This is a genomic window from candidate division WOR-1 bacterium RIFOXYB2_FULL_36_35 (assembly GCA_001771505.1).
Lineage (GTDB): Bacteria > Margulisbacteria > WOR-1 > XYC2-FULL-46-14 > XYC2-FULL-37-10 > XYB2-FULL-36-35.
On sequence record MEUA01000063.1, the window covers coordinates 1 to 3,232 of the forward strand.

Sequence of the window (3,232 nt, forward strand, 5' to 3'; positions counted from 1 at the left end):
CCAACAAGTGAAGGGTACAAAATAGTCTATACAAATTCCAGCAACGAATTGAGACTTACAGATATTGATGGATCGGTTGATACTTTAATAACTACAGAGGCGGATGAGCTAAGTTGGCGAAATGGAGATAAAATCGCATATGAATTTTCTGAAGGAGGATATACTTATTTAGGGAGAATAAAAGCTGACGGAACATCAGTAGAAAGTTTAGGGGAAAATAGCATATATTCTCCACAAATATCAAATTTAAATTTTGAAGTTATTTATGGGCTAGCTCTATCTGATTATAGAAAAATAAATTTAGGAAGAAATCCTTTAGAAGAAACGATACTTGTAACTTCATTAAATTTTGTTAGACCTAAACTTTCTTTTGACGATACAAAAATCGTTGGGGGAGACCTCCAGCAGAGTGATATTAACGGTGTTTATGTAACAGATATTTCAACAGGAGTAACAACTCAATTAAGGTAAAAAATATGAGAATTTTAGTTTTTCTTTTAGTATTTTTAATAGTATTTGCTGGAATGATTTTTGCTTCGGAGGAAGAGATTAAATCTTCTCCCAATTATCTAGTCCTTCTTGTCCATGGAATAGGTGCAAAAGGGAATATTTTTGGACACGGGGATGTGGATAATCATTCATGGGAAGATAAAAAGAGTGGGAACAATGAACCATATGGTGACTTAAAATACTTTTTAGACAATGATTTAGGCCTCAAAGGATATGTCTATGCATATTCGTTTGCTGATTCTTTGGCATCAAATATAACACATGCGCATGAGCTTGGAGATAAAGACTATTATAAAAATAACCCTAATGCTCCTCACTATAAAGATATAAGGGCAAAGGAAGAAATTGCAACACAAGAAGGTATGTGCATGTTGGATTTTGCTAAAAAAGAGTTTAAGGAATGGTTTGTATCTGATGCCAATAAAAAAAATCCTGAACATAGACCACCAACCGAAGCAGAAATTCCCAAAAAATTCGTAATAATTTCACATAGCCTTGGAGGATTACCGGTTAGATATTATTTAACCTCTGATTTTTATCAGAATGATATTGCAAAAGCTATATTCCTTGATGTCCCTCACACGGGAGCTGATGGAATGGTCTGGTATAACAACGCAGTGCACGATTATGGACTGCTAAATGCCGCAAAGAATCAAGCCCTTGATTATGTGATGAAATTATTTGTTGACCACATAACCAAGAGTTTCGGAAGCCCTCCAATAGAATCTTTGTATGTAACAGCTTCTAATATAGCTTTGACAACGGGTGGAAATATTATAGAAGATGCCTCTAAAACATTGTGGGATGGGATTAAAGAGATAAAATCCGGAATAAACGAGAAATACCTTGACACAATACAGAAAAATGCTGGCGAAGTATTGGGAGGTGTTATGTATGCGCCCAAAAAACCATCATTGACCGCAGAATATATAAAACAGTCAGGTGGATCACTTGGGTTTATGGTGAAGCTTTTTAATGAGTGGAGAGGCCCTGGATTGGACGAAGTTCATCCCCAAAGCAGTTTTATAGAAAGTTTAAAAACAGCAAAACCTCATCCAAATTCTAAAACATCAATAATTGACCCAATAGAATATAGCTTGGTAACAGCAAGAGGAACGCCCACGCCGCATAAAGATTATATAGACGACTACTATATACTAAACCCGTATTCAATCGGCCAAATGCTTCCATATTTGTCAGAATATAATTCTCTGCCGTCAGAATCAGCAAAATTATATTCAGCGTTGGTTAATTTGGCAGTCCCAGGTGGTTGGGCAATAAAAGATGGAAGTGTTCTGGTAGCGGTAGATAGTTCTAGAGGCGAAGGCGTAGAAATATTTAAGTCAAACACCAAAAGGTATGAGCATGTAACTGTTCCGCAAGGTTTAGAAAGTGACCTAAGAAAATTTAAGACTGCATCAGATACTATAATCGTAGCATATTGGGCTCTTCAATTTGTTCCCGGATTTCAGTTTAACCCAACAGCCCTTGCGGGCTTACTATATTCGACAGCTTTTTGGCTTTCAAGAGAGGAGCTAACAGCTCTAACAAGCGACGAGTTTAATAAAATGATAGCTAATCACGGATATATTTTAAGAAATGTTTATGATAGAAACTATACAAATCCTTCTATTATAGAAAAAGCCCTAGATGATACCCCCGACTTTGGAGGAAATACGATAACAACAACCCAAACGAAAAGAGGAATATCTGCCGCGTCTGTTAAGACGATGACTGCGTCATATGATGACTATGAACAATCTTTTTCACTGCTTTCAAATTTAGATGGAGAAAAAAACGAGCTGGATACTTACCATGAAATAACAATGGAGTCTTTTACAGCGGGATACCCGGGGAAAATTGACAGCTGGCTTATGGAGATAGATGGGAAAAAGAAATATATATCAGGAGTTACGGTAAAAGAGCCTCCTACAGTCTTCAAAGGTGTTATCAATGCTTACCTTCCTAAAAAGTTAAAATTGTTTCAATATTCAGAAAATTTCTCTGCGTGGAAAAATATAGAAGAGGTAGACCAGTGGGGGAATTTTGTAATAAGGGATCTTCGATTTGCAGAAGGACAAAATACTTTGGCTTTTAGAGCGGAGTCTTGGACAGGAAATAAAAAGAGTCAACAGATTTTAATCACAGTCAATTCTATCCCCCTTGTCATAAGCGAAGCTATTCCGACATCTGAAGTGCAGACAAATAATAACCTGCAAAAAATCAGCGGTAAATTTGGGAAAGCGGCTTATTCTTCGGCTCAAATCGAGAATATTGAACTTGTTAGCGCAAAACTTATGAAGAAAGGTTTCAAGGTGTCAAGGGATCAAGGTTTCGAGGAGGGAACTCAAGAAGGAACGACTCAAGACGGTAAAGATAATATAGAAGAGATAGATATAACAGATAAACTCAAGACAACAATTTATGGTGATACTTACGACAAGCATCTGAAGTTTGAGTATTTAACGGATCAATCATATTCCGATGGTCAGTATACATTTGTAATAACAGTTAAAAGTAATATCGGCACATCTCAAGGAGTCATCCCTTTTGTAATAGACACAAAGCCGCCTGTTATAACAATGGAAAAAATAGCGCCCTACTCTCCGGAAAGGGTTCAAGCTGTCAAGGGTTCGAGGGATCAAGGAAATACAGTTTTGATAAAATATTCTTCAAGCGATGACCTCTCTCCTCTCCTCAAAACAGTTCGATGTGATTTGTA

At 36.8% G+C, this 3,232-nt stretch carries 2 pseudogenes (1 of these 2 cut by a window edge); both read left to right on the top strand.

The window, feature by feature from the left end:
• Window positions 1–471, top strand: a pseudogene (locus A2290_04825) (hypothetical protein).
• Window positions 472–476: 5 nt separating this feature from the next.
• Window positions 477–3,232: pseudogene (locus A2290_04830) on the top strand (hypothetical protein) (it continues 2,422 nt past the right edge of the window).